Annotated in this window: 20 protein-coding genes, 1 tRNA gene, 1 pseudogene and 1 other annotated feature; of the genes and pseudogenes, 2 read left to right on the forward strand and 20 right to left on the reverse strand. The window is 34.8% G+C overall.

The genetic code is table 11. The features are described from left to right. Positions 1-149: 149 nt before the first annotated feature. The 5 genes from LrDSM24759_RS03665 to rlmD all read right to left on the reverse strand — a co-directional run bounded on the left by LrDSM24759_RS03665 (position 150) and on the right by rlmD (position 4,326). Complete coding sequence (locus LrDSM24759_RS03665; protein WP_117118148.1) at positions 150-1,187, reverse strand: Eco57I restriction-modification methylase domain-containing protein; 1,038 nt, start codon at positions 1,185-1,187, stop codon at positions 150-152. Beyond that, entirely contained in the window at positions 1,184-1,939 is a 756-nt protein-coding gene (locus LrDSM24759_RS03670; protein ID WP_245953335.1) for a methylase, read from the reverse strand. Before LrDSM24759_RS03670 ends, LrDSM24759_RS03665 begins: the two co-directional genes overlap by 4 nt. A gap of 129 nt (positions 1,940-2,068) precedes the next feature. Beyond that, a complete protein-coding gene (locus LrDSM24759_RS07705; protein ID WP_157964234.1) occupies positions 2,069-2,233 on the reverse strand; it encodes a hypothetical protein in 165 nt (54 codons plus the stop codon). 45 nt (positions 2,234-2,278) lie between these two features. Further along, positions 2,279-2,953: a Fic family protein gene (locus LrDSM24759_RS03675; protein WP_117118149.1), complete on the reverse strand. Its 675-nt coding sequence runs from the start codon at positions 2,951-2,953 to the stop codon at positions 2,279-2,281. 26 nt (positions 2,954-2,979) lie between these two features. Beyond that, positions 2,980-4,326 carry a 23S rRNA (uracil(1939)-C(5))-methyltransferase RlmD gene (gene rlmD / locus LrDSM24759_RS03680; RefSeq protein ID WP_117118150.1) on the reverse strand — a complete coding sequence of 449 codons (1,347 nt, stop codon included), beginning with the start codon at positions 4,324-4,326 and terminating at the stop codon, positions 2,980-2,982. Positions 4,327-4,684: 358 nt separating this feature from the next. On the opposite strand from rlmD, the gene nhaC reads away from it, so the two are divergent. Beyond that, positions 4,685-6,058: a Na+/H+ antiporter NhaC gene (gene nhaC, locus LrDSM24759_RS03685; protein WP_117118151.1), complete on the forward strand. Its 1,374-nt coding sequence runs from the start codon at positions 4,685-4,687 to the stop codon at positions 6,056-6,058. A 102-nt stretch (positions 6,059-6,160) separates the two neighbouring features. Beyond that, positions 6,161-6,871 (forward strand): Bax inhibitor-1/YccA family protein, encoded by a 711-nt coding sequence (locus LrDSM24759_RS03690; protein WP_117118152.1) that lies wholly within the window; start codon positions 6,161-6,163, stop codon positions 6,869-6,871. 66 nt (positions 6,872-6,937) lie between these two features. Here the strand turns inward: LrDSM24759_RS03690 and brnQ are convergent, their stop codons facing one another. The 15 genes and pseudogenes from brnQ to LrDSM24759_RS03765 form a co-directional block, all read right to left on the reverse strand. Further along, entirely contained in the window at positions 6,938-8,320 is a 1,383-nt protein-coding gene (gene brnQ / locus LrDSM24759_RS03695; protein WP_117118153.1) for a branched-chain amino acid transport system II carrier protein, read from the reverse strand. 61 nt (positions 8,321-8,381) lie between these two features. Further along, positions 8,382-8,625: a binding site (T-box leader), on the reverse strand. Positions 8,626-8,709: 84 nt separating this feature from the next. Next, a complete protein-coding gene (locus tag LrDSM24759_RS03700) occupies positions 8,710-9,618 on the reverse strand; it encodes a diacylglycerol kinase (RefSeq protein WP_117118154.1) in 909 nt (302 codons plus the stop codon). Positions 9,619-9,638: 20 nt separating this feature from the next. Then, positions 9,639-11,069, reverse strand: a complete 1,431-nt coding sequence (gatB, locus tag LrDSM24759_RS03705) for an Asp-tRNA(Asn)/Glu-tRNA(Gln) amidotransferase subunit GatB (protein ID WP_117118155.1) — start codon at positions 11,067-11,069, stop codon at positions 9,639-9,641. 3 nt (positions 11,070-11,072) lie between these two features. Continuing rightward, on the reverse strand, positions 11,073-12,512 hold the full coding sequence (gatA, locus tag LrDSM24759_RS03710; protein WP_117118156.1) for an Asp-tRNA(Asn)/Glu-tRNA(Gln) amidotransferase subunit GatA: 1,440 nt from the start codon (positions 12,510-12,512) through the stop codon (positions 11,073-11,075). Then, entirely contained in the window at positions 12,512-12,814 is a 303-nt protein-coding gene (gene gatC / locus LrDSM24759_RS03715) for an Asp-tRNA(Asn)/Glu-tRNA(Gln) amidotransferase subunit GatC (RefSeq protein ID WP_117118157.1), read from the reverse strand. Before gatC ends, gatA begins: the two co-directional genes overlap by 1 nt. Before the next feature lie 10 nt (positions 12,815-12,824). Further along, complete coding sequence (locus tag LrDSM24759_RS03720; protein ID WP_117118158.1) at positions 12,825-13,964, reverse strand: CamS family sex pheromone protein; 1,140 nt, start codon at positions 13,962-13,964, stop codon at positions 12,825-12,827. A gap of 24 nt (positions 13,965-13,988) precedes the next feature. Then, on the reverse strand, positions 13,989-15,995 hold the full coding sequence (gene ligA, locus LrDSM24759_RS03725; RefSeq protein ID WP_117118159.1) for an NAD-dependent DNA ligase LigA: 2,007 nt from the start codon (positions 15,993-15,995) through the stop codon (positions 13,989-13,991). 43 nt (positions 15,996-16,038) lie between these two features. Next, on the reverse strand, positions 16,039-18,285 hold the full coding sequence (gene pcrA / locus LrDSM24759_RS03730) for a DNA helicase PcrA (protein ID WP_117118160.1): 2,247 nt from the start codon (positions 18,283-18,285) through the stop codon (positions 16,039-16,041). A gap of 83 nt (positions 18,286-18,368) precedes the next feature. Continuing rightward, positions 18,369-18,968 carry a glycoside hydrolase family 73 protein gene (locus tag LrDSM24759_RS03735; RefSeq protein ID WP_117118161.1) on the reverse strand — a complete coding sequence of 200 codons (600 nt, stop codon included), beginning with the start codon at positions 18,966-18,968 and terminating at the stop codon, positions 18,369-18,371. Between the two features lie 2 nt (positions 18,969-18,970). Continuing rightward, positions 18,971-19,588, reverse strand: coding sequence for an ECF transporter S component (locus LrDSM24759_RS03740; RefSeq protein ID WP_117118162.1), 618 nt, complete (start codon positions 19,586-19,588; stop codon positions 18,971-18,973). Positions 19,589-19,653: 65 nt separating this feature from the next. After that, a tRNA-Leu gene (locus LrDSM24759_RS03745) sits at positions 19,654-19,742 on the reverse strand. Positions 19,743-19,796: 54 nt separating this feature from the next. Beyond that, positions 19,797-20,255, reverse strand: coding sequence for a SprT family protein (locus tag LrDSM24759_RS03750; protein WP_117118163.1), 459 nt, complete (start codon positions 20,253-20,255; stop codon positions 19,797-19,799). Between the two features lie 63 nt (positions 20,256-20,318). Then, on the reverse strand, positions 20,319-22,988 hold the full coding sequence (locus tag LrDSM24759_RS03755) for a calcium-translocating P-type ATPase, PMCA-type (protein WP_117118164.1): 2,670 nt from the start codon (positions 22,986-22,988) through the stop codon (positions 20,319-20,321). A 182-nt stretch (positions 22,989-23,170) separates the two neighbouring features. Continuing rightward, entirely contained in the window at positions 23,171-24,001 is an 831-nt protein-coding gene (nadE, locus tag LrDSM24759_RS03760) for an NAD(+) synthase (RefSeq protein WP_117118165.1), read from the reverse strand. Between the two features lie 14 nt (positions 24,002-24,015). Continuing rightward, positions 24,016-24,253 (reverse strand): annotated as a pseudogene (locus LrDSM24759_RS03765) (nicotinate phosphoribosyltransferase); the annotation flags it as partial.

Here is a 24,253-nt window from a genome sequence, read left to right on the forward strand (position 1 = left end):
GTGCGTTTGTTGTTTAATGCGATCTTTAACAGTCTGTTTAGCAGTATAACCAATCTTAGTCCATCCCTGATGAGAAATAACATCTGGAGTAGTGTAAGCATAAATCATAGGGATAATTTTTTTGAAAGTTTTAATTTGGGGAGTAGCCATTAGTCCATCTCCTTTACATGTGTCTCAATAAAATCGATTTCTTCTTCAGAAAGATCATATTTTTTATACAATTGTTGATCAATTTCAGAGATAGACTTAGACCAATCAATATCAGATGAAGAAGTGAAGTCTTGGATCGGAACCCATTTCCATTTACCTGGATTATTATCTTGGGTTACCTTTAAAATTCCCAACATGACTCTAGCAAATTTACTTTTGACATATTTTAAAGCAGCATTTGCTTCTACTTCATCTTTAAAATTTCCTATTCCTATAAAAGTTCGTGTATAGCCGACAAGCGGCGTGCCGACAAGCGGCGTGCCGACAAGCGGCGTACTCACTACTTCTCCCAAAGTCCCACTACCGTTTGACTTTGGGAGAAGTACTTTATAATTAGTTAAGTTAGTATTGTCATTTAAAATATATTTTTTATTTACATACCTATAGCACCTCTTATTATTTATTACTCCTAAAATTTTTAAGTCATCCGAAGATTCTCTAGTTAATTTAAAAATATCATACTTAAAAATATTACTTTCTAATCTTTTATCTGTTCTATTCAATTCTGGATAATGCTGGTTTAATTCTTCAAGGTTAAATTTATTTTGAGAAAAAATAATATCAGTTAAAGATCCTTTTTTTAATACATCATTTTTTACTTTCTTTAGAATAGAATTAAGTTCGTTAAAAATCGTAAAAGTACCAATTGGTTCAAAATCTTTTTTTATATCTCTATACGTTACTGCAACTCCACCTTTAATGTCTGTATTATTAAAGACTTGATTACTATTAGTTTGGTAGTATAGAACTTTTAAATGAGAATCTGCCAACATCTTTTTATTCCAACTTGAAGGAGTCGCCCCTGCATTAAAGAGAAACCTTCCTGGTGTTATTAACTCAACTATATTTCCTATTTTGTAAGCCTCTTCCATAAACATATTATATATAGGCTTATCACTTGAACTTGTTCCTGCAGTTTCTTCTTGATAAGGTGGGTTTCCAATTACAACGTCAAATTTAAAATCTTCTTTACTCATTTAATTTCTTCCTTATAAACCTTCATTACATCACAAGTACTATATTCTTTTGGTTTATTTTCTACTAAATCATCAAATAAACTTAGTTGCCCTAACTCAGCTGTTCTATCATTTTTATCACTATTATTAAAAAGTGATTTGTAAGTAAAAACCTCACGCCTTACTCTTTTATCTTCAGGCCACCAATGACTTAATTCAATTAAATTTCCATCATTAGTTGTGTACTTTAAAGTATCACCTTGTACAATGTTCGTTTTAATTACATATTTCGCCGATTTATAAAAATTAGTCTTCTTTCCTAATTCCTTTTGCATAAATGCCTGATAGTGATTAATCACAATCTCTAACATCGCACTTCTAGCTCTAAACAAATTATCCTGCAACAATTCAATTCCATAAATACTCATTAATGCCCAAAGAGCATTCGATTGCCATGTCGACTTATTAGAAATACTACTTACAAAATTCAACTTTTGATGCAATATCTCCTTCAAAAATGCGCCTTCCCCAGCACTTGGTTCTAAAAATGTAGCATGTAAATCATGTAACTTTTCTTGTATACTAGGCTCAGCAATCATCTTTTTTACCATCCACTTTGGCGTAAAAACTTCTCCATGATGTTGAACTCGAACTTTAGACTTAATTAATTCACTACTTTCAGTCGTATCTTGAAGTTCATATTTTTTACTTTGAGTTATGTACTCACTCTCGTTAAAAAGAGTAGTTTCAATATCTTTTTCTATGGGAGCCACCCCCTAACTTCTTCTAAAAATATTAAGTAATACTATACATACTAATTTTATCAACTGGACTTATCTACTTCAATTGCCTTATATATTTAATTCCAACAAAAAAAGAGCAATTCCTTGCTCTTTTTCTAATTACTTTTTCTTAATTTCAATTATCTTTGGAAATTTCTTATTCTTTATTATTCTTCTAACCTTTCTAGCTTCTTTTTTTGCTTTATTCATTATTTCCTTAAAAGAATAAAATTCAATACTTATTTGTACACGATCATTCTTACTTTGATATTTAAATTTCTTCATTAATTACTTACCCCTTAAGTATAATTATAGTACTTTTCAAATCTTCTACTTCAAACTTACACCCTGAATACCATTCTTATAAGTCCAGTCTTTCAATTGCTTCATTTTATCAGTCTGATAAAAATCGCTTAACATATCGTTCCATTCTTCCCACTTATCTAATGGAATATTTATTAAACCAGCACCACCATCAATCATAATCTTATTAGCAAAAATTGTTGCAGTTCTTTTATTACCATCCCAAAATATCTGAGCACGCATGTTGTGATACATAATCGTCATGGCTTTATCAGTCGTGCTCATGGTACCTGAATTTAAAACATCATTTAAATATTTCTCTTCTTTACTTGCATCTGGTACAGCTGGAATATATGTTTCATCATTTGTAAGTGCGACCATACTGTTACCAGTTCTTATCTCACCTGGTATTAATGCATCGTGCAACGCAACAATTTTATTAATTTTTTCCTCCAACTTTATTGAAGTAGGTTCATCAGTCTTAAGAATAAATTCCCATCCTCGTTTTAATTGGAGAATTGTTTCAATATCATCCGTAGAAACTCCCTTTACTCCCATTCCATCAATAATAGTCTGTGTCTGAGGAAGGGTTGTAGTTAAGCCTTCAAATCTCGAATTAGTAAAAACTAACCTAGTTAGATTTTGTTTAGTAAACCTTTTATTTTGATCTACAGTCAAATGATACAAGTCTGGATACTTCACTTATACCCTTCCTTTCTAAACACTAGTTACTTTTTCTTCAACACACTAACCGCTTCAACATGAGGTGTTTGTGGGAACATATCAACTGGGTCAATTCTATCAAAGTCATATCCAGCTTCTTTAAATTGCTCTAAATCACGTACCATGGTTGCTGGATTACATGAAATATAAACAATCTTTTCTGGTCCAGTTTTAACCGCAGCTTCAATAAATTCAGGAGTTAAGCCTTTACGTGGTGGATCAACAAAAATGACATCTGTCTTTAATCCATCAGCAGCCCATTTAGGCATAATCTCTTCAGCTTTGCCGACAACATAATGAGCATTATCAATACCATTTAAAGTTGCATTATTATTGGCATCTTCAACAGCGGGCTTGACTACTTCCATCCCCCGAACTTCTTTGACATGTTTTGCTACAGATAAACCAATCGTTCCAATGCCTGAATATGCATCAATTACAACATCATCAGGTTTTAATTCTGCCTTATCAATTGCTAATTGATATAAACGAGGTGTCTGGAGTGAATTAATTTGGAAGAAACTTTGAGGTGAAATTTTAAATTTAATGTCGCCAATTTTATCTGTAATATAGTCTTTACCCCAAAGTAGATAGTCCTTTTTACCCAAAATCACATTAGTCTTTTGAGGATTATGGTTTAAGATAACACTGGTTACACCATCAATTTTGCTAATTTCTTCAGTTACTTTAGCTAATTGTGGAAAATCTTTATCTAAAGTTACTAAAATAACCATAATCTCACCAGTAGCCTTTGAGCGACGTACATCAAGATAACGCACTTCACCCTTATGATTTTTTTCATCATAGGCCGGGACCTTATTAGCACGCAAAATATCGCGGACTGCTAAAAGAGTACGGTCAATTTCAGGATCAGTAGTAAAAAAGTTAGTAAGCGGCATTAAATCGTGGGAGTGGCGACGGAAAAAGCCAATTTCTAGTTGGCCATTTACGTTTCTGACTGGCACTTGGCCCTTATTGCGATAACCTACTTCTTCTGGACTAGCTAAAGTTTGGCCAACTTCAACATCATCCATGTGTGCTTTTTGCAATAAATTTACTACTTGTTGACGTTTAAATTCCAGTTGTTTGTCATATTTTAAATGAGCTAAAGAAGCCAGTCCCGTTTGTACCCATTGGCGTAAATCAACCTTGATACGATCTGGACTTTCTTTAACCATTTCTTCAATCTTGGCAAAAGCAAAATTCTTTTTTACCTTTAAAATTCTGGCTTTAACTATTTCGCCTGGTAAAGCATTATTTACAAAAACAGTCAGCCCTTCATGGTGCGCAACACCCATTCCTTCATAAGAGAGGTCGGTAATTTCTAATTCTACAATTTCATTTTTTTGCATAAGTATCCTCTTTTTCCTTTTTCCAACTGCTTTTCTTAATTACTGAATATCTATTTTAATAATTATACCATCATCTTTTTAAAAAATATTGACACTCAATTTCTATCTTGTTATTATGTTGATTAACATAAATCGTCCAAGTAGGAACTTTGTTAGGCGTCAGAGAGCTGGTGGTGATGTGCGAACCAGTCAGGCAGAGAATTCTGAATTACAGCGATTAAACCAGCTTTTTCGGTACTAGCAGAACCGTTATCTTCTGTAGAGATCGAGCTCTATGCTTGAATTTGGGTGGTACCGCGATTTCATTCGTCCCGTTGATTAATTTCAACGGGACTTTTTTATTTAAAGGAGAAGGAGTATGAAAAAGAAGGTTTCATTTGGTGAAGCAATCACTATCTTAGCTATTTTACTTATTATTCTAGGATGGTCGGTCATCAAACTGGGTCTGATGCCAGAAGTACCAGTATTATTTACAGTTTGTTTATTAATATTTTGGGCCAAATTTCGTGGAGCATCTTGGGTTGACATTCAAGATGGTATTAAAGAAGGAATTGGCGTAGCCATTATTCCTATTTTTATCTTCATTTTAATTGGCGCCTTAATTGGACTCTGGATTAAAGCAGGGATTATTCCTTCCATCATGGTTGCTGGATTTAAACTAATTAATGGACAATTCTTTGTTCCATCTGTTTTTATTGTCTGTGCTATTGTTGGAACCGCAATTGGTAGTGGCTTTACTACTATTTCTACAGTAGGAATTGCTCTTTTTGGGATCGGTGTTAGCATGAATCTTAATCCTGCCTTGATGGCTGGTGCAATTATTTCTGGAGCAGTATTTGGCGATAAGATGTCTCCTTTATCGGACTCCACTAATCTTTCATCTGCCGTAGCCGAAAGTGAACTTTTTGCCCATATTAAAAATATGATGTGGTCTACTATTCCAGCCTTCATAGTTTCCTTAATTCTTTTTTGGCTCTTAGGTAGTAGTGGTCAAATGCATGCTTCAAAGATTCAACATACTATAAGTATTCTGCAGTCAAACTTTACTATTAGCTGGTGGGCCTTAGCACCAATTATTCTGATGGTTTACTGTGCCTGGCGTAAAATTCCAGCTATCCCTACTCTTTTCCTAAATATTGTTTTGAGTGTGGTAATGATTTTTATTCAAAATCCACATCAATCTATTACTGCTTTAAACGATATTATTATGAATGGTTTTATAGCAAAAACATCTGATAAATCCGTAAACCTCTTATTAACCCGTGGTGGAATTTCTAGCATGATGGGTACTGTAGCCCTAATTATTTCTACTCTTTCTTTAGGTGGATTACTAATGAAATTTGAAGTAGTCCAAAATGCTATGAAGCCATTAGTTGATCATTTAAAGAAACCGGGTCGTTTAGTAATTACTACTATTCTTTCTGGAATTTGTATCAACTTATTTGTTGGGGAACAATACCTTTCAGTTATTTTGCCAGGTCGTGCTTTTAAACAAGCCTACGATAAAATGGGCTTATCCTCTTTAGCACTTAGTCGTGTACTTGAAGATGGTGGTAGTGTAATTAACTACTTAATTCCTTGGGGCGTAGCCGGATCATTTGCGGCTTCTACTTTGGGAGTTCCAGTTTTAGAATTTATTCCATTCACTTTCTTCAGCTTACTTTCGCCTATCTTTTCTATTTTATCTGGGCTAACTGGTATTGGTTTAAAATGGAACAAAAAAATTAAGTAAGATTTAATAAGATAGCTTTATTACTTATTTTTCCTTATACTAGTAATATATAAATTTAAAATTCTTTGGTATAAATAGTTGTACTTAGAAAGAGGTTCTGAAATGGATAATTTTTCAAGTAATTCTGAGCATCGTCAAATAGTTGACAATGCTGCTCTAAATAAGTTTTTAAGTAAAATGTACGGTATTATGACTTTAGCGGTCTTTGTTTCTGCTCTTACTGCTTACTTAACAATGACAGTATTTGCTGGTCCAATGATAAGATTGGCTTCTCATTCATGGAGCTTATGGATTTTATTGTTACTTCCATTTGCACTTACGATTGGTATTAGTTTTAGAGCTACTCGTAATCCAGTTGCTAGTTTTATCATGTTAATGATCACCGCCATTATCTATGGTATTACTTTTGCATTAATTGCTGGTGCTTATACTGGAGCTGATATTGCAGCTGCCTTTCTTTCATCAGCTGCTGTCTTTATCACAATGGCAGTTATCGGTACTGTGACTAAAAAGAATCTTTCAAACCTAGGTTCTTATGCTTCTGCTGCCTTAATTGGTTTAATCGTAGCTTGGATCATTAATATGTTCCTTAGAAATCCTATGGTTGACTACGTCTTTTCATTCATTGCAGTAATTATTTTTACTATTTTAACTGCATGGGATGCCCAACAAATGAAAAAAATTTATCTTCAATATGGTAATGAAGTTTCTACAACTGGATTGGCAGTTCAAGGTGCTTTAATGTTATATCTTGATTTCATTAACTTATTCCTTCAATTCTTAGAAATCTTCGGCTTTAGTGACCGTAACTAATTAAATTAAAAAACTGATAACTTATTCTTACTTTAAGTAATAAGAATAGATTATCAGTTTTATTTTTTATTCTTCCACTTCTTCAAATGTAGGAGTGGATTTTTTATTTCTCATATAATGAACTACCAAACCAATTACAGCTCCAACCAAAGCGGGAACTAGCCATGATAATCCCATGCTAGCCAATGGCAAACTACTTCTTAAATGTGCTACAGTTAAACCAAAAGCACTTTGACTTACTACACTTGGAAATGCGACTACCATATCACCTAAAGCAGGTACCACCGTAAAAAGGATTACGAAGAAATATACAACACCATCTTTATTAAATAATGGTGAAAAGACCGATAAAAGGATCAAAACCATCGATAATGGATATAAGAACATTAACATTGGAGTAGACCAAGCGATGATTTGATCTAAACCAAAGTTTGCGGTTAAGAATGAAGCACCACAGCTAAGTGCAAGCCATGCATGATAGCTAATCTTTGGAAAATGTTTGTGGAAATCTTGAGCAAATGCGGCTACCAAACCAACTGCTGTGGTCAGACATGTAATCGTTAATAGAACAGCGAGTAAGGCTTGACCAAAAACGCCGGCATATTGATTAACGATTTGACTAAAGGCTACTCCACCATTATCTGAAACTTTAAAGTGGCCGAGTGACATAGCTCCCATCAAGATTAATAATAAGTAAATTAACCCGATTGCACTGACTGCAAGAACACCGGATTTAGCAACAACTTTAGATACACTCTTTGCCCTCTTCTGTCCCATCGACCGAACGGCAGTCACAACTGTAACTCCAAAGGCTAGCCCTGCTAAGGCATCCATTGTGTTATATCCTTCTAAGAAACCATTAACTAAGGCAGAATGTTTATAAGCAGCAGTTATCGGTGCAGTTTGAGGATTACCCAAAGGATTTGCAAAAGCAACTACAAAGACTAAGAATAAAAGAGTTAAAAATAAAGGATTTAATACTTTACCAACATTAGATAAAATATCATTTTCATGATAAGAAAAAGCAAACGCTGCTAAAAAGAATAAGGCAGAAAATACTAATAAGGCAATAGTTTGCATATTTTTAGGAACAAATGGTGCAACTCCAACTGTAAAGGAAACAGTTGCGGTTCTTGGAGTACCAAATAAAGGCCCGATTGTTGCATGAATTAAAACCATAAATACTACCGCAAAAGTAGCTCCTAATGGTTTACCAATGTCATAGACGCCATTTGCACGTGTGATTGCCACTGCTAAAACAGATAGTAATGGTAACAAGACACCAGTGATCAAAAATCCTACAGCTGCTATCTCCCAATTTGAACCTGCTAGTTGACCTAAATGAAGTGGAAAAATTAAGTTTCCCGCTCCAAAGAAGAGTCCAAATAATAGAGAAGCAACAACTAAGTATTCCTTCCATGATAACTTACGAGATTTTTGGTCTTTCATTTTTCTTCCTCCCAAAAATATTTACGAGAACAAAAAAAGTCCCTCAACCAACCTAAGTTGATTGAGGGACGCTCGAGCGTGGTACCACCCTGTATTTATATTGTTATTACTAACAATACCTTCCACGTACGGCTAATAATAGCGATACGCTGACACTGTAATGGGTGTTCCCACTATTTCTTACTAATCTATTAAGAAATAGAACTCGAAAGTGATTTTCACTTAAACTTGAATTTATCTTCTTCCACCTAACAAGACTCGCTGTTAATTAAGAATAAGTTACTCTTCTTTCTCTTTGTTTTCATATTAATTTAAATTTATTAATAAATATTTTAATTACTTTTTCATTGTTGTCAAGATTAAATTATAAAAAAGTACTTATATTAATATTATTCACCAATATAAAACTCAATATGTTGCTTCAAATTTTCAAATGTTATTGGCAAATACCCACCAATTTCACCATCTAGATTAATTGGTACTTTCTCACCTGTTGGCTCATCTAATAATTCAACCTTTAATGATTTTGTCTTTGTATAAATAATTCTTGGGTCATTTACATGTTTACCGCTTAATGCCATAGCCATTAACTTAACCATTTCAGTTGTTTTATCAGTTTTGACAACGATTAACTGAAATAATCCGTCTGATAGTTCAGCATTAGGCATGATTTTTTCAAAACCACCAATTGAATTTGTCATTCCCAATAGGAATAAAGATAGATTGCCTTCATAGACACCATCATCATAGGTTAAGCGCATTTTTTGATTACTAATTCGTGGTAACATTTCTGCACCCTTAACTAAATATGCGGTATAACCTAACACAGATTTGGCTTCTGAAGGGACTGAATAAGTAATTTCACTTAGTGATCCACTGGCCGCAATATTCATAAAATACTTGTCACCAGCTTTACCAATATCCATTTTTTGAGTTTTGCCATTCAAGATAATCTTAGCTGCTTCTACTAAATTATCTCGAGGTATTTTTAATGCTCGTGCAAAATCATTAGTAGTTCCAGCTGGAATAACTGCCATTTTAGGACGTTTTTCTAAAGGTGCAATTCCATTAACAACTTCATTAATCGTTCCATCTCCACCGGCCCCAACTACTAAATCAAAGCCTTCTATAGCAGCTCGCTTAGCCTCATTTTGGGCAGATAATGGTTCGGGCGTCGTGCGAAATGCACTTGCTTCATAGCCTGCTTCTTCCATAATATTAAGAATATCAGCAACGCTATTAGTCATTTGTTCATGACCAGCCACAGGATTATAAATTAATCGCGCCTTCTTTACCATATACCATACACCTTCTCTTACTAGCGACTTTGTAATTCCTTGTTTAACAATTCATTAACCACTTTAGGGTTAGCCTTACCACGAGTTTCTTTCATAATTTGTCCAACTAAGAAACCAATAGCACGATCTTTACCATTCTTAAAGTCTTCTACAGATTGTGGATTGGCATCAACAACCTTCTTAACCATTGGTTCAAGAACTGAAAGATCTGATAATTGAACCATACCTTTATCTTCAACGTACTTCTTAGGATCGGTTCCATTTTCAATACTTTCTTTGAAGACTTTCTTCGCGATCTTGGATGAAATAGTTCCATCTTTAATCATCTTAATGATTTGAGCTAAGTTCTCTGGTGTTAACTTAATATCTTGAATTTCAACTTGTTCTTCATTCAAGTAACCATTAACTTGGGTGTTTAACCAGTTAGCAGCAAGTTTAGGATCTGCACCAGCAGCTACTGTTGCATCATAAAAGTCACTTGACTCTTTAGTTTGCAAAATAACGTCAGCATCGTATTCCTTGATACCATATTCTTCAACATAGCGTTTACGACGTGCAAATGGTGATTCTGGCAAACTTGCTTCAATTTCATCAATCCATTCTTGGCTGATGTGATCAGGAGCAATATCAGGTTCTGGGAAGTAACGATAGTCAGCATCCCCTTCCTTAACACGTTCCAAAACAGTCTTACCAGTTGCATCATCAAAACGACGAGTTGAAACTTGAACACGACCACCAGAAAGTAAAACTTGTTGTTGACGTTGTTCTTCATAGGCAAGAGAACGACGAACGTGATCAAATGAGTTCAAGTTCTTCATTTCAACCTTGTTACCCAATTCTTTTTGACCAGCAGGACGGATAGAAATGTTAGTATCAACACGCATTGATCCTTCTTCCATCTTAACGTCAGAAGCACCAGTAAATTGAACAATTTGACGTAATTTAGTTAAATATGCGTAAGCTTCTTCTGGGTCTTCCATATCAGGTTCAGAAACAACTTCAAGAAGAGGTACACCTTGACGGTTTAAGTCAACGTATGAATAACCGTTAGTACCGTGAGTGTTCTTACCAGCATCTTCTTCGATATGCATTTCATGAATACCAATACGTTTCTTCTTACCACGAACTTCAACTTCAATATAGCCATCACGAGCTAATGGTTGGAAGAATTGCGTAATCTGATATGCCTTTGGGTTATCTGGGTAGAAGTAATTCTTACGATCAAAATGAGTAGTTGGAAGGATATGTGAATGTGTTGCTAAAGCAACCATAATACCCAAACGGTAAACGTCCTTATTCAACTTAGGTAATACCCCAGGCATTGCCCAGTCAATAACATTAGTTTCAGTGTTGACAGGTGCTCCATAACTTACTGGTGATGGAGAGAAAATTTTACTTTTGGTCTTTAATTCGAAGTGGACTTCAAGACCGATAGTTGATTTAAAATTCATTAATTAGTCCTCCAATCCAGTTGGTGTTTTTTCATAGAATTTATTTTGACGTTCAATAAAGTCAGCAACTTGGAAAATGCTTGATTCATCAAAACGTTTAGCCATAATTTGGAATCCTACAGGCATTCCATCTACTAATCCAGCAGGAACACTTGCTGCAGGAATACCAGCCATATTAGCAGAAATAGTTAAAATATCGTTTGCATACATCTTAAGTGGATCTTTAATAGAAGAATCAATCTTAAATGCTGGTGTTGGAGTAGTTGGTCCAACAATTACATCATTTTCTGCAAAAATCTTATCAAAGTCTTCGCAAATCAAAGTTCTTACTTTTGCTGCTTGTCTGAAGAAACGATCATATGAACCTGCAGATAACGCAAAAGTACCTAACATAATACGACGCTTAACTTCGTCACCAAATGCTTCACTTCTTGATTTTACATAAACATCAAGTAAGTTCTTGGCATCTTTAGCACGGTAACCATAACGAATACCATCGTATCTTTGTAAGTTTGATGATGCTTCACTAGAAGCAATGATGTAGTAATCAGGAACAACATATTTAGTATGTGGTAATTGAACCTTGTTAATAATTGCACCATTATCTTCTAAGACTTTAATTTGTTCATTAATTAAGTCCTTGACTGCTGGTTCTACACCTTCACCAAAGTATTCTTCAGGAACAGCTACATGTAAACCTTTTACATCTTTACCAATAGCTGCGGTAAAGTCAGGAACTTCTTTTTCAGAAACAGTTGAATCATGTTCGTCTGCACCAGCGATTACATTTAAAATCTTAGCTGAGTCAGCAGCACGCTTAGTCATTACACCAATTTGGTCAAGTGAAGAAGCAAAAGCAATTAAGCCCCAACGAGAAACACGACCATAAGTTGGCTTAATTCCAAAAATACCATTAAATGCGGCTGGTTGTCTTACTGAACCACCTGTATCTGAACCAAGGGCAGCTACCACTTCACCACTGGCTACTGCAGCAGCAGAACCACCGGATGAACCACCAGTAACTCTAGTTAAGTCCCATGGATTCTTCGGGGCACCATAGTAAGAATTTTCACTTGATGAACCCATTGCAAATTCATCCATATTAGCTTTACCAACTATAGTCATTTGCGCATCTTTCAACTTTGAAATAACTGTTGCATCATAAACTGGCATGTAATTGTAAAGAATATGACTTGCAGCAGTGGTCTTAATCCCATTAGTAATAATGTTATCCTTGATGGCAATTGGAATACCAGCTAATTCATTAGATAAATCTAAATTTTGCGCTGGTTTTGCATCATCAACTACAGTAATCATTGCATTAAGCTTTGGCTCTAATTCTTTGATACCTTTTAAAGTATCTTGAGTTAGTTGATCTGCAGTTATTTCGCCATCTTTTAGTTTTTTATGTAATGATTCAATATTTTCGTTTAAGTAATTCATTAGGCATTATCATCCTTATCAATAATCACAGGTACTTTAATGTAACCGTCAGCCTTTTCGGGAACATTTTCCATTAATTCTTCTCTAGTTTCCCAATGTTCTGGTTTGTCTTCTCTAAAGACAGTATCACGATCAACAACTTGGACTGTTTCTGGTACGTCTTTAGTATCAACTTCAGCTAATTGGTCAGCCATGTTGATAATATCTCCCATTTGTTCAGTGAATTTTTCAAGTTCATCTTCACTAAATTCAAGTCTTGATAAGCCTGCAACGTGCTTAATATCTTCTTTTGTAATCTTCACCATTTGCCTCCTATTCTCCGCCAAAGATGTGGACAGAATAACCATCATCTGCCGAATTCTTTGCAATTAAAGCCTGGACATCATTTACTGATGTGATTTTTATCTCTATTGGTGCATTCGTCGGTAAGTACTTCTTAGCTGAGGATGCAACTAAACGTGTAAAGCTTTCAACCTGAGCATAACCATAAAATTGTGTTGTAACAGTAATATTCATTTGGCTTAGCTTACCATTTTGATATTGCACATTAGCTGTTACCCCACTAATATTAGGGAAGTAATCTTGAATGGCCGATTTAAAATCACTGAATGCTGTAGCATCAGATGAATTAATTGCTTTTTCATTACCAACCACTGGTAATATCTGACTGCGATAACTTACAGTCTTCCACTCATTTATTTTACTACTATTTGCATTGGCAATTCCATAAGCAAAATAATTTCCTCCAACCAAGGAATCTTTTGAAGTTTTACTAAAGAGACCGATCAAAATTGGAATATTTTTCATTCCTTTTTGTTTACGAATGCGTTTAATAACCTTATTTGCCGCTTCTTTACCAAAACTTTCTTGCTGATTTCGTGAAATTTTAGTTTGATATTCGGGGCCACCATCTTTTTTATTGTAGTAATCTACTGAATTTAGAGCCAATCCTAGGCTTATTCCACCTAATTTATAACTAGAACCATTTTTAGTTAAATAATCTTGTTCTAAAATTTGATCTAAAATAATTGGTTCATATGATTTTCCTTTGGCCGCCTTTTTAGGATTTAATCCCTCTTTGTTACTCTTAGAATATCTACCAAGCCAATCAGTGACTGTAGCTTGATTTAATTCTTGTCCTTCTTGGAAAACATATTTTCCTGTTGAAAATTGATTATGTGATAAATTCATTAACTGTGACTCAAGTGCTCGTTCATCAACATTATTATCATTATCATTTGCTGTTAAGCCTGAGATTGGACTAGTTAAATACTTACCATTTTTGAGTAAAACATTGTAGCTATTGTCATTTGTACTTGTAGTCTGATACTTCTTTTTTTGGCTATTAGAAGTTGTTGGATTATTAGCTAGATCAGAATCCTTTAAGTTACCACATGCACTTAGAGTAATTAACACCCCTAAAATTGCAGTAATTTTTAAAACTTTTTTCAACTTATCTATCCTTCTTCACTTTTATTATTTTTCCATTTGAGCGATTGCTTCTTGCTCAGTTAGAAGTGGAATCGCAAGATCTTGAGCCTTGGTGAGCTTTGAACCTGCATCGTCACCATAAATTAGATAATCTGTCTTTTTAGATACTGAACCCGTTACTTTAGCACCTAAAGCTCGTAATTTTTCAGTAAATTCACTTCTAGTAAAATCGGCTAGCTTACCAGTTAATACAACCGTTTTGTCTTTGAAGAAATTGTCTTCAACTTCACTTACGTCATTACCCAAGTAACCAATATTAACGCCACTATCCATTAATTCTTGGATTAATTTTCTCGCTTGTGGTTGAGCAAAATAGGCTACCATTGATTCTGCAATCGTCTCTCCTATTGTATCGATAGTTGTAAGTTCTGGCACGGTTAAATCCATAATCTTTTCTAAGTCTTTATATTTTTGTGCAATTAAACGAGCTGCCTTAGCACCTACGTGATCAATTCCTAAGCCAAAAAGCAGTAATTCTACTGAATTTTCTTTACTGTTATTAATTGAAGTTAAAAGATTTTCAATTGATTTTTCTTTAAAATGATCAAGTTGTCCTAACTCATCAGGAGTTAAATGATAAAGATCTGCTACATCTTTAACAAAACCTTTGTCAATTAATTGTTTAACTATTTTTGGACCTAATCCCCTAATATCCATTGCTTGACGAGAAGCAAAGTGGGTAATTCTTTCCTCAACCTGCGCTGGACACATCGGATTGACACAACGTAGGGCTACTTCCCCTTTTAAATGAACTAATTCACTACCACAAGAAGGACATTTAGTTGGTATTTCATAAGGAACACTATCAGCGGGACGTTTTGAAAGAACCACTTCAGAGATCTCTGGAATGATATCTCCAGCCTTATGCAATTTAACTGTATCCCCAATTCTAATATCTTTTGCCTTTAAAAGATCTTCATTATGCAAAACTGCTCGTGAAACTGTAGTCCCAGCTAATTGTACAGGATCCATGATAGCTGTTGGGGTTACTACGCCTGTTCGACCAACCGTCCACAAGATATCTCTTACAATTGTTTCTTGCTCTTCAGGAGGAAACTTATAAGCAATTTCCCAGCGAGGAACTTTAACTGTATTACCGAGCTTATTTTGTAGACTTAAGTCATCAACTTTTAAAACAATTCCATCAATTCCATAACTCAGACTATCTCTTTTTTCGGTATATTCATCAATGAATTTAAAAACTTCATCCATTGATTCAAAGCGATGTCCTGTCTGATTCGTATGAAATCCTAATTTATCCATGGCTTTGATTGCTTGGTGTTGGCCGGTAATCTGTTCTGGTGGATTAACCCAAGTATAGATAAAAGTGCTAAGATCACGTTTTTTAGTAACTTTTGCATCCAATTGACGTAAAGATCCCGCCGCAGCATTTCTTGGATTGGCAAATACTTGTTTCCCCTCAGCATCTCGCTCGGTATTTAATTTTGCAAAAGATTCTTTGCCCATATAACATTCGCCTCTAACTTCAATGGTTAAAGGTTCAGGTAAAGTTTGTGGAATATCCTTAATAAATCGAGCATTCGCAGTTACATCTTCACCCACACTACCATTACCACGCGTAGATGCACGAACAAGGCGACCATCCTCATATTCTAATGATAAGGATAATCCATCAATTTTTAACTCTGCATTATAGGCCACTCGATGCCCAACTGCTTTTTGTATCCGCTCATCAAATTCTTTTAGTTCCGTCTTAGAAAAGACATCCCCCATAGAAAGCATAGGCACTTCATGTTCAACTTTCGAGAAATTACTTTTAATTTCTCCCCCAACTCTTTGCGTAATTGAATCAGAGCTCACAAGTTCAGGAAATTGTGCTTCTAACTTTTCTAATTCTTGATAACTTTTATCATATGTTGCATCTTCAACAACTGGTGCATCTTTTGCATAATACGCATCAGCCCATTTATTTAGCTGATTTCTTAAAGACTTTACCTTAGTTTTGGCTTCTTCTAGCGATAAATTTGTCATGAAATTATCCCCTTATAAAAACTACTCTTAACTCATAAATTAATTATAGCTTTTTAATTGGTGCAAATGCAGCTAAAAGGCGTTTAATTCCCTTACCAGAAAATGCAATATCTAATTCTAAATCTTCTCCACTTCCATTTACTTTCGCTACAACGCCTTTGCCCCAAGCTTTATGTTCAACTTGATCGCCCACTTGCCAGCTTTCTTTGTCGGCACCAATTGCTCCTGCTGGCTTCTTAGCAGTATAAACTTTCGCATGTGCAAGCTCACTTTGCTTGGCAAACGGTGCAGTTCTCGAATGTGATCGTGAAGAAATATCAATAATCGTATCCGTGCCTTGATTTAACTTATTAAGATCTTCTGCATCAATTTCATCTAAAAAACGTGAGGGTGGATTATTCTGAGGACGTCCATAAAGCATACGTGAATATGCATTAGTTAAATAAAGTTCTTTTTCTGCACGTGTAATCCCAACATAAGCAAGACGTCGTTCTTCTTCTAATTCACTATCGTCTGTTAAAGCACGCGATAGCGGAAAAATTCCTTCTTCCATTCCAATTAAAAATACTATTGGAAATTCGAGTCCTTTAGCAGCATGCAATGTCATTAAAGTTACCTGATTATCGGTATTTTCTAAATCGTCTTGATCACTTAATAACGTTACTTCTGCTAAAAAATCTCCTAAGGCTGATGAATTTTCATCTTCTGGTTCATATTGATCATCAAAACGTTTAGTTACGGTCAAAAATTCATCTAAGTTTTCTAACCGACTATCTGCTTCAATTGTGTGTTCGTTTCTAAGCGCCTCAACATAGCCAAAATCTTCTAGAATTTTTTCAGTTAATCCAGTAACACTATGTTCTTTAGAAAATTTCAGGGCATCTTCAAAATTACTACCAAATTCTTTGAGAGTAGTACGAGCCCGTCCCGTTATTGGAGCTAAATCTAGGTTTTGAAATGCCTCTAACATCGTAAAATTATGTTCGGCTGCAAAACTTAAGAATTTAGTCATTGTAGTTGGTCCAATTCCACGTTTTGGCGTATTGATAATTCGATTAAGACTCATTGAATCTGCAGGATTTGCAATAATCTTCAAATATGCCAATATGTCACGAATTTCTTTTCGATCGTAAAATTTATGTCCTCCCACAATTTTATAAGGAATATTAGATTTAACTAACATTTCTTCAATATTACGTGATTGTGAGTTAGTTCGATATAAAACAGCAAAATCTTTATAATTTAGATTTTTATCTTTAATCTTTTCTTGAATTTTAGAAACAATAAAGTGTCCTTCATCATTTCCACTTTGAGCGCGATAATAATTAACCTTTTCTCCAGCTCCACGATCTGTCCAAAGTTTTTTTGGTTTACGATTTAAATTGTTTTTAATAACGGCATTAGCTGCGTTTAAAATATGACCAGTTGAGCGATAATTCTGCTCTAGCATAATTGTATGAACATCATCATCTTCATAATCCTGTTCAAAATTCAGAATATTTTCCATATTCGCACCACGCCAACCATAAATCGACTGATCAGCGTCTCCCACAACACAAATATTTTTATATTGAGCGGCTAATTCATGACATAGTTCATACTGGGCCTGGTTCGTATCCTGATACTCATCGACCATAATGTATTGAAATTTGTTTTGATAATAATGCAAAGTTTCCTTGTCCTTTTTAAATAAAACTAAGGTTTGCATAATTAAATCATCAAAGTCCATTATTTGATCACGTTTTAGACTTTTTTGATACTCGTGATAAATTTGAGCAGTTACTTTTTCAAATGGACTTTTTGCCAAACTATCATAAGCACTTGGTGTTAATAAATCATTTTTGGCATTTGAAATCGTACTTAAAATAGCACGTGGATCATACATTTTGGGATTAATATTTAAATCTTTTTCAATTCGTTTTACTAAAGTCAACTGTTCGCTAGAATCTGCAATTGAAAAATTAGATGAATAACCAATTTTATCGGCATCTCGTCTTAAAATACGAACACATAGTGCATGGAAAGTTGACATCCAAATACTATCAGCTACTGGTCCAAGTAAAGCCTGAACCCTTTCACGCATTTCTGTAGCAGCCTTATTGGTAAAAGTAATCGCTAAAATATTCCAGGGTGCAATACCACGTTCCTCAATTAAATAGGCTACTCGTCGTGTTAAAACAGAAGTTTTTCCACTTCCTGCTCCGGCCACAACTAATAAGGGACCATCAGTTGCTTGCACTGCCTTAACTTGTTGTTCATTTAAGTTCTTTAAAATCGAATTTTCGGTCATTTTATTCTCCCTTAATTAATAGTTCCGGCAATTTTGACTAATTAATTATAGCAAAAAAGGAGCAAGCTTTTTAGCCAACTCCTTTAATTATCATATTGCGTTAAATTATATTGGTTAATTAAATTAATTAACTTAGTCGCATAAGTAGGATCAGTAGCATACCCATCTGTTTGTAATGCTTTAGCTTGTTCCTGATAATTCTTTGCCGCTAGAACATGAGCGTATTGTTGCTTATTCCAATTAGTACCGTTTACTATAAGCATGGTATGAGCATGAATTGCTGCTTCATATGAATCGTAAACTTGAAAACGTCCATGAATAGTTTTCCACTGCCCATTTACAAATTCTTGAGTCGTTAAAATCTTAGAAGTTGTTGGATTACTTCCCTTAACCCCAAATAAATTATTATACTTCTGTGCCAAGGTACTTTGTCCAAAATCGCTTTCTAAACAAGCTTGAGCAATTGTAACACTAGGAAAAAGGCCATAAGGTTTATCTTGTGCTTGTGCAATAGGTCCTACCACACTAATAAATTCACTTCTCGATACCTCTTCTCCAGTATGTTTAACAATACGATTTTTTCGATAAAACAAGCCAGCAAAAAGTATAAGAATAACAAAACATATTCCAAACACTTTTAGAAGTAAAAAATTAGATTTCTTTTTTCGAGATTTCTTTGTCATTATCAGTTAATTCTCTTAAGTAAATACTTTTTAATTGGTAAGGCAATAAATGGCGTTACAAAACCAGTAAAAATAGCTTCAGCAATCCCATTTGCTCCTAAAACGGTAAGCAAAATTGCAATTAGTGGCGCTTGATTGTGATCTTGCCCTAAATTATGCAATAAACTAGCAGGATCATGCATAAAGAATAAACTAGTTAAACCTATAACTAAAAGTGTATTAACAGCAGAAGTTGCTAACCCAGCTAAAATATAAACAAATGTAGTTTGAGCTTTTTTATTTAAATTAGCTGCTTGGCCAATCATACCACCAACAAAGCCAGCTCCCACTCGTGGAACAATAGCAATGAATGGATTTTGAAAAAGCATTAAACTTACTAAATCACCAGGTTGTGTATAAGCTAGTATTAAACTTAAAATTCCCCAGACTAAACCCATTGTCGTACCAAAACCAGTTCCCAACAATACACCAGCTAAAGCTACAGTTAAAGGAATAATAGTGATAGATGGTAAAGCAGGCAAAATTCTAATATATCCCAGATATGGGACAAATGATTGAATGATCAAGATAGCAATAAAAACAGCACCAATTGTAATTGTTTGAACTCTCTTTTGACGCATACTCATAACTCCTAAACTAAACTTTTTAATAAAAAAAGGAAGTCGTAATTCACGACTTCCTTGAGTGGTGCGGGCGAGAAGACTCGAACTTCCACGATCAAAAAGCGATCACAAGATCCTTAGTCTTGCGCGTCTGCCATTCCGCCACGCCCGCGTACTTCAATAATATACCAGACATTTTAGAATTTCGCAAATAAATGACAGTACATTAATTGCTTTTTTCAATTAACCGTAATTCACCGCGACATTTTCCACAATAATAGCGTCGTGTATTAATTTTTCTAACTCTAGGATAAATTAAACCGCAATTTTGACAGCGATATAAATAATTAATTTTTGCTTTTCTACGTAATCCAATATCAGGTGTATAACGAGATCCACCAACTTGTTTCAACAAATTTTTAAAATCCGTATTTCGATGCTGATAACCTTTTCCTAAAAGATGCAAATGATAATGGGTAAGCTCATGCTTAATTATCCCAATTAAATCTTGGCGATAATTTTCAGCCAAAAAATGTCCATTAATTTCAATGTGGTGGTCCTTTAAAAAATATCTTCCCCCTGTGGTACGCATTCGATTATTAATTTTTACTTGATGATTAAACGGTCGTTTAAAATAAGTAAGTGAAATTTGTTCAACCAAAGTTTGTAATTCATTTTCATTCATGTTCAATATTCTAACGCAAAACAAAAGAGAGACAAGTATAATTTACTTATCTCTCTTTTTAAATTATTTTTTACCTAATCGGCGTTGAACGAACTTAACAATTTCAACAATGAAGATCATTAAAAATCCAGCTAGAATAACTACTAACCATTGCATTCCATTTAGTTCAGTTACATCAAACAACTTATTTAAAAATGGTAATTCTACGGCAGCCATTACAATAGCTGCTCCTAAAATAGCCCAGTTAAACCATTTATTTTTAAAGGTTTCTTTACGGAAAATTGATTGGTGAATATATTTAGAGTTTATCGCATGGAACAACTGAATTAAGCCTAAGGTTAAGAAGGCCATTGTTAAAGCATCAGCGTGTTGCATACTTGGGTTATCTACGTGCGGTCCTACGTGTAAGCCAAATTGATATGCTCCCAAAACTAAAATACCTTCTAGGATACCTTGATAGATAATTGAACTAGCTACACCACCACTAAAGAAGTTTGAATTCTTACCACGTGGTTTGCGTTTCATTAATCCTTTTTCAGCTGGTTCTAATCCCAATGCAATAGCTGGGAAAGTGTCAGTAACTAAATTGATCCACAATAATTGAACTGGTTCTAAAATATCCCAACCAAGCATTGTCATCATAAAGACTGTTAACACTTCACCAACGTTACAACTCATTAAGTAAAGAATAGCTTTCTGGATATTAGAGAAAACTTTTCTACCTTGCTTAACAGCTTCAACGATTGTTGCGAAGTTATCATCAGCTAAAACCATATCACTAGCACCCTTAGAGACTTCAGTACCAGTAATACCCATACCAATTCCGATATCAGCTTGCTTTAAACTAGGAGCATCGTTAACCCCATCACCAGTCATAGCAACTATCTTATCGTTTGCTTGCCATGCTTTGACAATTCTAACTTTATTTTCAGGTGAAACTCGTGCATAAACACTATAATCTTTTACATGTTTAACAAAGTAATCATCTGATAATTTATCTAATTCGGCGCCTGTTAAAACAGCATGGCTTTGATCTGGACTTTCTTCTAAAATTCCTAAGCGTGAAGCAATAGCTGCAGCTGTAATTTGGTGGTCACCAGTAATCATTACAGTTCTAATACCAGCTTTTTTAGCTTCTGCAACTGCGGCTTTAGCTTCAGGACGTTCAGGATCAATCATCCCTACTAATCCAGCAAAAATTAGATCTGATTCGATATTTTCACTCGTAGGATCAGCATAGGGTTGTTCAACATATTTATAAGCTAATCCTAGTACTCGTAAGGCACCTTCTGCCAAATCCTTGTTAGTATTTAAGATATTTTGTTTTTGCTCTTCACTGATTGGCGTAACTTGACCATCAACTTCAATTTGTGTAACACGTTTTAGCAATTCATCTGGAGCACCTTTAACGGCTACATAATACTTATCCCCAAATTTATTAACAGTTGACATTAATTTTCGAATTGAATCAAATGGTACTTCTTGAACACGCTTATGTTCAGCTAATAATTTTTCAACCTTAATCTTTTGATCAAAAGCATATTGAATTAATGCTGTTTCAGTGGGGTCACCTAAAAGAGCGCCTCCATCTTGAATTTGAGTATCATTAGCTAAAACCATCGAAAGTAAGGCAGGATTAGTAGCACTAATTTCTTCACTATTATTGTGTAAGGAATCATTATAGAAAACTTTTTCGACGGTCATTTGATTCTGAGTTAAAGTGCCAGTCTTATCAGAACAAATAATGTCAGTTGCTCCCAAAGTTTCTACAGCAGGTAATTTTCTAACAATTGCCTTATGTTTAGCCATTGTCTGTGTTCCTAAGGCTAAAATAATTGTAACGATTGCCGGCAACCCCTCAGGAATAGCCGCTACGGCCAAAGATACTGCAACTAAGAACATATCAATCATTAACTTGGAGTTACGTTGAGCCGGATCCGCCTTTAATACCCCAACTACGAAAACAATCACACAGATTGCTAAAATCATAATTGTCAAAGTTTTACCAAGTTGATTTAAGTTCTTTTGTAACGGAGTAGTTGTTTCATCAGCATTATTAAGCATTGTGGCGATTTTACCTACTTCAGTGTTCATTCCTGTTTCAGTAACAATACCTTCACCACGTCCATAAGTTACACTTGTGTTGGCATAACCCATATTGACGCGATCACCCAAGGCTACATCATCTTTAGGTAAAGTTTCATTACTTTTATCTACCGGAACTGATTCGCCAGTAAGCGCAGATTCTTCAATCTTTAGACTTTCTGCTACTGTCCAACGTAAATCAGCTGGGACAATGTCGCCCGCCTCAAGTAAAACTACATCCCCAGGGACAATTTCCGTACTTGGAATTTCTAAAATAACCCCATCACGGCGTACATGAGCATTTGGTGTTGACATTTCTTTCAGCGCATCAATTGCTGCTTCCGATCTACTTTCTTGAAACACTCCCAAGATTGCATTTAATAAGACAACTATCAAAATAATTGCTGCATCTGTCCATTCATTGGCTACAAAACCAGAAAGTAATGCTGCGACAATTAGAACAATAATCATGAAGTCTTTAAACTGATCTAAAAAGCGAGCCACTAAACTCTTTTTCTTTCCAGCTGCCAATTCATTTGGACCATCTTTTTCCAAACGAGCTTTAGCTTCTTGTTTTGATAAACCCGTAGTTGTTGAAGTTTGTAACTCTTTTTCAACTTCAGGAATAGTTTTATCATAAAATTTCACTAATTTTACCTCCGTAACAAAAACAAAAAAAGACTTATGACCATCCCTGGTGCATAAGTCTCACTCATTAAGACAAGTCCAGAGAGATTATGCTCTCGGTTGTTGGGCTTGTCGCAATCGCTTGCCGTTACTCCCTTATTACAAATACTATTATATTAAATATCGAATAAAATATGCAAGGCTTAATTTTTATAAAAATCATCAAAAATTGTTACTGGTAAGTGACGTTTATGTTCACTCTTTTTCCACAATTTTTCAATTTGTTCTGCAGCTTCTTCGCTTACATCTCGACCTTCAAGATAATCATCCACGTCTTTATAAGAAACACCCAAAGCTACTTCATCAGGCAGAGAAGGACGATCTTCTTCTAAATCTGCAGTTGGTGCTTTTAAGTAAAGGTGTTCAGGACAGCCAAGTTCTTTAAGCATTGCTTTTCCTTGACGCTTATCTAAACGGAATAATGGTGTAATATCAGCTGCACCATCACCATATTTTGTATAAAAACCAGAAAAGTTTTCAGCTGCATGGTCAGTTCCAATAACGGCGCCCTTGTTAGCTCCCGCAATCGCATACTGTACCACCATTCTTTGACGAGCTTTAATATTACCCTTGTTAAAATCAGAAATTTTTTGGCCACTAGCTTCAACGGCTTTAACCATAGCATCAACTGGTTCTTTTATATTTACTATTAAATCTTGATCTGGATGTTGAAAAGCTACAGCATCGGCAGCATCACTGGCATCTGCTTGCACACCATAAGGAAGACGTACAGCAATAAATTGATAAGATTCATCCCCAGTTTCTGCACGCATTTCTTCAATTGCCATTTGAGCTAATTTACCAGTTAAAGTAGAATCTTGACCGCCAGAAATTCCCAAAACATAAGACTTTAAAAATGGATTTGCTTTTAAATAATCCTTCAAAAAGTCAATTGACTTTCTAATTTCTTCTTTAGGATCAATTTCAGGTTTTACTTTTTCATATTCTACGATCTTTTTTTGTAATGGTCTCATTTTGTGCCTTCTTTTTATTTAATATGTGAGCGAATCTCACTAATCAAATTCATCTTATGATCATACAACTTTTGTGATAAATCTACTGGATAATCTTGCGGATTTAAAGCACGCTTATATTCATCCCACAAACCATCTAAATTTTGAGCAGCAAATTTTTTGATTTCTTGCAAAGTTGGCTCTTGGTAAACTAACTTTCCCTTGTCAAAAATAGTCTGTAACAGTGGACGGGCAGTAAAGTCAGTTACTACC

It is taken from the genome of Lactobacillus rodentium (assembly GCF_003423665.1).
Taxonomy (GTDB): Bacteria; Bacillota; Bacilli; order Lactobacillales; family Lactobacillaceae; genus Lactobacillus; species Lactobacillus rodentium.

Excerpts from the sequence above, each read along its gene's own strand:
- LrDSM24759_RS03665 (WP_117118148.1), bottom strand. The coding sequence starts at position 1,187 with ATGAGTAAAGAAGATTTTAAATTTGACGTTGTAATTGGAAACCCACCT.
- LrDSM24759_RS07705 (WP_157964234.1), bottom strand. The coding sequence starts at position 2,233 with ATGAAGAAATTTAAATATCAAAGTAAGAATGATCGTGTACAAATAAGT.
- rlmD (WP_117118150.1), bottom strand. The coding sequence starts at position 4,326 with ATGCAAAAAAATGAAATTGTAGAATTAGAAATTACCGACCTCTCTTAT.
- nhaC (WP_117118151.1), top strand. The coding sequence starts at position 4,685 with ATGAAAAAGAAGGTTTCATTTGGTGAAGCAATCACTATCTTAGCTATT.
- LrDSM24759_RS03690 (WP_117118152.1), top strand. The coding sequence starts at position 6,161 with ATGGATAATTTTTCAAGTAATTCTGAGCATCGTCAAATAGTTGACAAT.
- brnQ (WP_117118153.1), bottom strand. The coding sequence starts at position 8,320 with ATGAAAGACCAAAAATCTCGTAAGTTATCATGGAAGGAATACTTAGTT.
- LrDSM24759_RS03700 (WP_117118154.1), bottom strand. The coding sequence starts at position 9,618 with ATGGTAAAGAAGGCGCGATTAATTTATAATCCTGTGGCTGGTCATGAA.
- gatB (WP_117118155.1), bottom strand. The coding sequence starts at position 11,069 with ATGAATTTTAAATCAACTATCGGTCTTGAAGTCCACTTCGAATTAAAG.
- gatA (WP_117118156.1), bottom strand. The coding sequence starts at position 12,512 with ATGAATTACTTAAACGAAAATATTGAATCATTACATAAAAAACTAAAA.
- ligA (WP_117118159.1), bottom strand. The coding sequence starts at position 15,995 with ATGACAAATTTATCGCTAGAAGAAGCCAAAACTAAGGTAAAGTCTTTA.
- pcrA (WP_117118160.1), bottom strand. The coding sequence starts at position 18,285 with ATGACCGAAAATTCGATTTTAAAGAACTTAAATGAACAACAAGTTAAG.
- LrDSM24759_RS03735 (WP_117118161.1), bottom strand. The coding sequence starts at position 18,968 with ATGACAAAGAAATCTCGAAAAAAGAAATCTAATTTTTTACTTCTAAAA.
- LrDSM24759_RS03740 (WP_117118162.1), bottom strand. The coding sequence starts at position 19,588 with ATGCGTCAAAAGAGAGTTCAAACAATTACAATTGGTGCTGTTTTTATT.
- LrDSM24759_RS03750 (WP_117118163.1), bottom strand. The coding sequence starts at position 20,255 with ATGAATGAAAATGAATTACAAACTTTGGTTGAACAAATTTCACTTACT.
- nadE (WP_117118165.1), bottom strand. The coding sequence starts at position 24,001 with ATGAGACCATTACAAAAAAAGATCGTAGAATATGAAAAAGTAAAACCT.